At 29.9% G+C, this 7,242-nt stretch carries 8 protein-coding genes; all 8 read right to left on the bottom strand.

The window, feature by feature from the left end:
* Nucleotides 1-45 precede the first annotated feature (45 nt).
* The 8 genes from AC1DY0_RS17385 to AC1DY0_RS17350 all read right to left on the bottom strand — a co-directional run bounded on the left by AC1DY0_RS17385 (nt 46) and on the right by AC1DY0_RS17350 (nt 6,510).
* On the bottom strand, nt 46-1,233 hold the full coding sequence (locus tag AC1DY0_RS17385; RefSeq protein WP_477189851.1) for a toll/interleukin-1 receptor domain-containing protein: 1,188 nt from the start codon (nt 1,231-1,233) through the stop codon (nt 46-48).
* Nucleotides 1,226-2,014: a TIR domain-containing protein gene (locus tag AC1DY0_RS17380; RefSeq protein ID WP_477189850.1), complete on the bottom strand. Its 789-nt coding sequence runs from the start codon at nt 2,012-2,014 to the stop codon at nt 1,226-1,228. The genes AC1DY0_RS17385 and AC1DY0_RS17380 overlap by 8 nt, the downstream gene beginning before the upstream one ends.
* 14 nt (nt 2,015-2,028) lie before the next feature.
* Nucleotides 2,029-2,592, bottom strand: a complete 564-nt coding sequence (locus AC1DY0_RS17375; RefSeq protein WP_477189849.1) for a toll/interleukin-1 receptor domain-containing protein — start codon at nt 2,590-2,592, stop codon at nt 2,029-2,031.
* Nucleotide 2,593: 1 nt separating this feature from the next.
* Nucleotides 2,594-3,208, bottom strand: coding sequence for an Nmad2 family putative nucleotide modification protein (locus AC1DY0_RS17370; protein ID WP_477189848.1), 615 nt, complete (start codon nt 3,206-3,208; stop codon nt 2,594-2,596).
* Nucleotides 3,208-3,699 carry a TIR domain-containing protein gene (locus AC1DY0_RS17365; protein WP_477189847.1) on the bottom strand — a complete coding sequence of 164 codons (492 nt, stop codon included), beginning with the start codon at nt 3,697-3,699 and terminating at the stop codon, nt 3,208-3,210. Before AC1DY0_RS17365 ends, AC1DY0_RS17370 begins: the two co-directional genes overlap by 1 nt.
* 10 nt (nt 3,700-3,709) lie before the next feature.
* On the bottom strand, nt 3,710-4,717 hold the full coding sequence (locus tag AC1DY0_RS17360; protein WP_477189846.1) for a nucleotide kinase domain-containing protein: 1,008 nt from the start codon (nt 4,715-4,717) through the stop codon (nt 3,710-3,712).
* Between the two features lie 31 nt (nt 4,718-4,748).
* On the bottom strand, nt 4,749-5,633 hold the full coding sequence (locus AC1DY0_RS17355; RefSeq protein ID WP_477189845.1) for a MazG nucleotide pyrophosphohydrolase domain-containing protein: 885 nt from the start codon (nt 5,631-5,633) through the stop codon (nt 4,749-4,751).
* Between the two features lie 550 nt (nt 5,634-6,183).
* Nucleotides 6,184-6,510, bottom strand: a complete 327-nt coding sequence (locus AC1DY0_RS17350) for a helix-turn-helix domain-containing protein (protein WP_477189844.1) — start codon at nt 6,508-6,510, stop codon at nt 6,184-6,186.
* Between the last annotated feature and the right edge of the window lie 732 nt (nt 6,511-7,242).

The following is a 7,242-nucleotide window of genomic DNA, read 5'->3' as shown; positions in this document are numbered from 1 at the left end:
ATATTAAATCGGAGTCTACACCTGATATATCTATTTTATTCTTTTTCATAAGTCCAAATTAATAGGAGTTGTAAATTCTACATCTTCATCCAATTCATTTAAAATGTTTAGTTCTTCTATTCCTAAAGGAGGGTCAGGATACAAAATGATTAGTTTTTTACCTCCTAAATCTTCTTTATATTTCTTTATGTCTAAAAAGTTAAATAACTCAGGAGGAGAAGTTATCACTTTAATTTCATTATGACCATTCGTCCCCATTTTTGAATACCCTTCTAAAAGTCTATTCTGATATAAATTATTTAGAACCTGATATAATGTCAAATTTACAATTTTATAAAACCCTATGATCTCTTTCTTACCGATAACAGTTGTTGGCATATTTCCTAAATACGGAAATGCTCTTTTTTCGCCTATTAAGATATTATGGACAACTACTATGGGAGATTTATGTTTTTTTGCAATTAATATTTCACGTCTGCACCATTCTCTGTTTGAATATTCATCCGTATGAAAGACTACTAGAGCTGAGTGCTTAATTTCTTGCTCAAATTGTTCTGCAAAATCATATCCATTTGCAATATCAACAGTATCAAAAAAGACATCAAGTTTAAGATGGTTCTCGATGAACTGTTTAAACTTGATTGTGGTAGTTTCACCATCTTTTTTCGCGTGACTTAAAAATAACTTCACAGGAGAACCTATTCTATGATGTTCTTTATCCATTTGTTTAGGATGAAAATTTAAAATAAGTCTAGAACAATCGTGTAATAATTCTGTTTTAATTTTTTTAATTGACTTCTCTAAATCTTTTTTATCTTGAAGATTTAAATCTTTATCAAAAAACTTTGTTCCATCAGTAAATTGAAGAGTACTTAGGCCACAGCCTATAGAATAAGCTTTGTTACAAAGTGAGATAGGAAATATTCTATTATCATCATCGATTTTCTTGGAAAGTTCTTCAGTATATGAGCGAAAATCTTCATCCAAAATATACTCCTCATCTATAAGTAATAGGATAGCGTTCTTTTCTGCATTAGATAAATCTATTTCTAAAGGTTTATTATCTTCTAGTTTTGCATATCGAAAATAAACAGGGATGCCAATCCCTCTTGATAAAGGGTTTTGATAATCTCTACAAAATGTAGAATACAATTCTTCTGCGATTTTTCTTCCAGCTTCAAAATTAGGATGCCAAACTACATATATATTTAGTGGATATTTAATATTATTCATTAGTGTTTTTTGTCATTTGTTTTGATGTATTATCTATATTATCCGAATGCGTATTTCTTCTTTCAAAAGCTAGTTCGATATATTCTTGCATTTTTGTTCCGTCATCTGTCCAATCTCTTATTATGGCATAATTGGATTTAAGATTATCAGATAATCTATCAGGTAACAGGTTGTAATGGTGATAACCTGTTTCATAATCAGGATGATTTGGAAGTATCAATCCTAAAAGACCAGAATATTTATCACCAACTTTATAATTCAATGCTCCTGATATTTCCCAATCAATATGTTTCCGATGTTTTGTATTAGGACCGACCAAAACTACTAGAACAGTTGTGTCTTCCAGATAGCCTTTTTGAATTAATTGTTTTATGTATCCATCTGAATTGTCCGAATCTATATCTCCATCTTCGACAGATTTATGAGTTATTAAATCGGCAAATAAATTCTTGAATCTTTCCTTGTACTCTTGATCTTCATAATGATAATAACTAATAAATGTCTTTCTTTTAGGCAATTCTTTTGGGAGCGTCGCAGTCCAATTAAACCCACCATCAGTTTTGCGTTTAAATGGGCAAATCCTTGACCAACCTCCAATTTTTTTTTCGGCACAACAAAATGTTTTCTCTTTATAAGTTTGTTCTACTAACCACTGACGATTCTTAATCATTCCATCACCTATATGCTCTTCAAAATCTTCGTGGACAATAACTTTATCAATTGAGTTCCCTTGTTCGTTAAAGGATATTTTTGTAATTACGTAATCTTCCCATTTGGCCATAATGCTTTCTTAAATTAATTATATTGATCACTTATCATAGCATCCATTACATCCGAGAGGGGATTTGTATAGCTTCCATAATCACTCATCATTTTTGTTTCAAGTAAAATTTCTTTATCTACTTTAGAGATTCTACTAATCAGATTATTTAAATCATAAATATCTCTAACAATAGTAGCAGATCTTACATACTCAGGTAATCCTCCTTTAGGAATTCCTTTAAGGCATAACACAAATAAGTCAGTTTTGTCATATCCATAACCTATTTCAAAAGGCACCCAAGTAGAATACAATGTATTTGGGGAAACTAATACGAGCATGTGGGAGCTATTGTTTATTCCTTTTCTAATTGAATCAGTTACAGCTTTAGCATTGTTGGATTGATGATGGATTTTCAGGTCACCATCATAGGCGTCAAAATAAACATCAACACTTGCTTCTATCAAATAATCTGCAATCTTCTTTGCAGCATCTTTATCTTTCTGTTGGTGTGATATAAAAACACATTTTATACCCAAAGACAAAACCTTATTTCTAGATTCATACTTTGCTGGGTAATAATATCTGTTTAAAGCCATATTATAATAGTTGTAGTTGTTTGTATTCTGTCCAGTTTATTGGTTGACCATTTAACCCCAAATCATAATTACTTAAAACAAATTGTATAAATTCATTTGCTAAGTTTTCATTTTGTACAGTAAAATAATCTCTAATTCTAAGTCCAGGAAGTAATTCAATATATTTTTCAGGTATCTTAAAATGGTTATCTCCCAAGTAAATAAAATGGTTTGATATTAAGACAGATTCGCCGCTTAAATCTTGTTTGAGGTTTCCTTCATTTATTTTTCCATTATACAAACTATGATGAGAATCTAATTGAAGCCACTCGTTTTTTTCATAATGGTAAATATTATCACCATGTATTTGTTTTAAACTTCCATTCAAAATAGGTTTCTTGTAACTAAATCTTTCATCTTCCCAGTATTCTTGAAAAGTTAATTTTTCGGTAACTTTCATTAGAAAAATCATATGATTTAGTAATTTGTTTTCAACGGCTCCTGTTCCTATAATCCAATCTCCAACAATTGCTTTTTTTCTAATATGAGGTTTACAGCAAGCTAATGAGCAATGCCCTCCAAATGGATTTGGTGCAAAACCATAATCACGAGTAATTTTATATGAATAAACACTCATTATTGACAGCCGATTCTCTTAACATTATTTACAGGGGTTCGAGGAGCCCCATTTGAACTACACCAACCTACATCTTTACCTTCCAGAGCATCAATTATTTTTTCAGAATTCCAACCAACTAGACCGTCGCCAAATTTTTCCAGATTTTCAGGAATATCGGAATCTTTACCTCCATGCATGAATACGCCAACAATCCTTTTTCCTAGTTTGGCTGCCTGTTCAATTTCCCAATTCACCCATTCTCTCGAATGAGTTTGTGAACCAATTAGCACGACTACCGTTCCTGCCCAACGCATTTTCATTCTTAAAAGTCGCTTCAAGGTCTGTTCAGGAATTTGTTTCTTATCTAACCTATCTTGGTTTTTGGGATTCGCTCTTATAGAACTATTCCTAATTCCATATTCTTTACCAGCTAATAACTTTGTAAAATTAGTAACAGCTTCATCGTCTTTGTGATGATGACTTATAAAAACATTTTTTGACGCACTCATATTTTATATCTTAAATTATGATATTAATGTTCCATTTAGGAGGAAAAAAATATTCAATTTTTTCTTTTTCTTGTAATTTAAATTTTTGCTTAATTCTTGTTCTATGTGAAAGTCCGTGTATTTCTGGATGGAACATTCGGGAATATTTATCTACTTCGCAAAAAACATTTTGACAATCAATTAGTTGTAAATCTCTTCCCCATAAATTTTTAAAATTAATATTTAATCTTTCAAATTCTTTGTGTTGGTTATCACTCATCATTTTGATAATGTCTTCATATGTATAATCCCCTAAATCTTCAAAACATTTAGTTATACCATCTTTTGCACCAGGACCAGCTTTTACAAATTCCATTTCATTAAAATTTGTAAGTGTACTGTAATTTATATCCGTAGCGTATTGATACGCTAAAAACTCACCTATTGTAGGATATGATAACAGTAATTTATACATTTCTTCCATGTTTTTACAATTTTGAATTTTATATGGGAGTCTATCTTTTATCATTAAAACTATTAGTTCTAAATGATTTTGATGCTTTCTTTCCCATCCAAAAGTTGATCTACCTGAAGCCATAATATAAGCTGCGGAATATATTGGTATATTGTTTTTTAATAATTCAGATAATAGACTATCATATTGTTTAAAAGAATAATTTTTAAATGTTATTTCACCAAGTTCGTTTTTCAGAAACTCCCAAGTTGTTATTCTATTAAAAATCTTAAATAAAATTATACGGAAGAATAATTCATTTGGTTCTTGACTTCCTTTATAAATAACTTCCTTAATTAAATATTGGCTTACTCTGTCTGTAACTCTATAAACATTTGTAAACTTATGATTACTTAAAATTGAATCTAATGACCATGGATATTTACTATTATTAATTCTTTCAAAAAATATATTTTGTCTTTCTACAATGAATTTCCAATATGTATCATAAACAATACTTGGTGTAGGTTTTACTTTTTTATTAATTAATACGATAGATTTCGGTATATTAACTGTTTTTAACATTTTAATTCTAATTTGCTTATTGTTTAGTAATTTAACTTTTTCCTAAATAAATAAGTTTCTTATTTTTTATACTCACTAATACACGACCACCGTTGTTATTTTTTAGTTCATCGAACACCTTGTAGGAATTTATAATTGCAGTCTCCCATTGTTTTTGTGTACAATTTTTTACTTCAATTCCACTAACTAATTTTTGAATGGTTTTTAATACTTCAGTATCAACATTATTACTATATTTAAAAAGTTGATGATCTAATGCAAAACTATATATGTATAAGCTGATAAGTTCTTCAGTTATTGCAGCTCGTGCCCCATCTTCAACTTCATCAGTTGTTTCGTCACTTTTTCTTTTAATTTCCATAAGTTTTCTAACAACTGGTGACCAACCTAAAAAAGCTACATATCCAAAATGAAAAATATCATGAAATCTATATCTGTCTTCTTCATGTGAATTATCCGTTATATCATCACCCAATTGTTTGCCTGAAGTATTGTTAATGACTCTAACTTTTTCTTTGCCTTCTTCATTGATAATAATAAATTCAACTTCGAATTCTCTTGGGAATTGTTCGGCTTCAGGATATTTCTCATCATAAACTATAAAATTTTCAGATTGTTCAAGTTCAAATCGATCTTTAATTTTAATTAGGTTTTCTGTAGCAATACTTTCTAATGATAAATTATTTTCAGTTGCTATAGTAGATATGTACCATAATACATCTCCTAATTCTTCTTGTAATTTGTTTTTATAATTTGTGTATGCAGTACCATCCCTTAGGCTTTTTTTTAGCTCAGATATTACTGATCCTGCTTCACCAATTAGACCTAAAAATGGGATAATGTTATTGACCTCTCTCCCTTTGGTGTAATCTTGGATTGTTTTTTTTGCGCTATTTTGATATTCTGAAAAATCCATATATATATTTGAGTTTTAAAAAACTTTTAGCCAATAGTAAAAAGCCTCCGGATTATTTTTTTCAATTTATTGAGTTTATTGTATTGTGTTTTTCTAGTGTTAATGTTTAGTTGTGCTATTCTCTATAATAACAACTGATTTGTGTATAAACAGGAAAACTTTTATCAATCCATTAATTATTAGATGGATACTTGGTCTTTTGTGTTTTAGTATGTAATAACAAACATACAAAATGATTTTAATAAGAGATTATGGCTGTTTATGTTTTAGATTAAATACATAAAAACGCTCCTCAATAGCATCTCTTTTCATCATTTACTAATTTCTATTTTTCCAACTACCATTATGATATCTGTTTTTTAATTGATCGTAAAGCTTGCCTCGTAGATAAAGGCCTATAAACCATACCACGACTAACCATATAATTTCATACCATTCCATATTTTAATCTTTAATTAAGATCAAAATATGTGTTTTAATTTTTTAAATAGTATGCAATTCAGGAATTGAAATAAGCAATTTGGGAATTACTTAAAAACAAAAAAGATGCCTAGGCATCTTTTTTTGTTTTTAATACGAAATCATCATTAATTCTTGAGCCATATTTGGCTTCAATTAATTTGAAGAAATCTGATAAAGTAATTTTTTTGTAAAAACAAATAATTGCTAATGTTGACACCGGTACTCTATACGATTGGTCATCAATAATTTTTTTTATAATATGTCGATGTACTCCTAATTCTTGTGCTTGAGGTAAAACAGGCTTATCTACATGCAACCATTCATTTCTTATGTAATCACATATGAATTGGTCAAGCAGAAATACAACTGCTTCTTTCTTAGCGTATGAGGATTTATTATTCGTTTTGTTAACCATTGAAACAAAAGAATATATTATTAATGATATTTATTGTCACGATAGTGACAGTTTGGTAATTTTTTAGTAAGTTTGTAATTGAATACATATATTTGCGTTTCTTCAATTAAAATATTTGAAGCATTCGCTTTGAATTTCGTCTTAGAAAACTGGTAATTTTAAAAGGAACGAAATGATAAGTACGATGCTCACGTCCCATGGCGTGGGCTCACTTATTGTTCCCCGGTATACCAGTACCTCTAAGGCAATAAGCTGAGTTCCATGCCATTTTTTATGCCTTTTATTTTAGGTACAACTTAGCTTTTATTCTTAGCGATTTTTTTCTTCATTTTTTTCAAGTTTCGCAGCAGTTTAAACCGCTAAAATCTGTATGCCTATGAATCAAAAATAAAATACCATTTATTTTAACGCCTGTGCTGTTTCTTTATTTTGAATTAGTGTTTCGGTGCAGGCTTGTTTTTTTTGATTTAGATTGTGGAGTTGCTTGTGTGATCCTTCCTTCGTCAGGATGACAAAGATTGTGTGATTTAGATTGTGGAGTTGCTTGCGGGGATCCTTACAGGATGACAATATTGTGGATGTGGATTGGGGGAAAAAATGGCCACAGATTAAACGGATTGAACAGATTTGTTACGGATTTTTTTTTGATACTGTTGATTTGACTAGGATTGTGGAGTTGCTTGTGGGGATCCCTCATTCTTCGGGATGACAATATTGTGGATAGGATTGGGG

This window comes from Flavobacterium sp. P1_E4, from assembly GCF_056405915.1.
Note: the sequence above shows the minus strand (reverse complement) of the source record. Positions and strands in the feature narration are given on the sequence as shown.

Coding starts and splice junctions, on each gene's coding strand:
- AC1DY0_RS17380 (WP_477189850.1), bottom strand. CDS start 2,014: ATGGCCAAATGGGAAGATTACGTAATTACAAAAATATCCTTTAACGAA.
- AC1DY0_RS17355 (WP_477189845.1), bottom strand. CDS start 5,633: ATGGATTTTTCAGAATATCAAAATAGCGCAAAAAAAACAATCCAAGAT.
- AC1DY0_RS17370 (WP_477189848.1), bottom strand. CDS start 3,208: ATGAGTGTTTATTCATATAAAATTACTCGTGATTATGGTTTTGCACCA.
- AC1DY0_RS17360 (WP_477189846.1), bottom strand. CDS start 4,717: ATGTTAAAAACAGTTAATATACCGAAATCTATCGTATTAATTAATAAA.
- AC1DY0_RS17365 (WP_477189847.1), bottom strand. CDS start 3,699: ATGAGTGCGTCAAAAAATGTTTTTATAAGTCATCATCACAAAGACGAT.
- AC1DY0_RS17385 (WP_477189851.1), bottom strand. CDS start 1,233: ATGAATAATATTAAATATCCACTAAATATATATGTAGTTTGGCATCCT.
- AC1DY0_RS17375 (WP_477189849.1), bottom strand. CDS start 2,592: ATGGCTTTAAACAGATATTATTACCCAGCAAAGTATGAATCTAGAAAT.
- AC1DY0_RS17350 (WP_477189844.1), bottom strand. CDS start 6,510: ATGGTTAACAAAACGAATAATAAATCCTCATACGCTAAGAAAGAAGCA.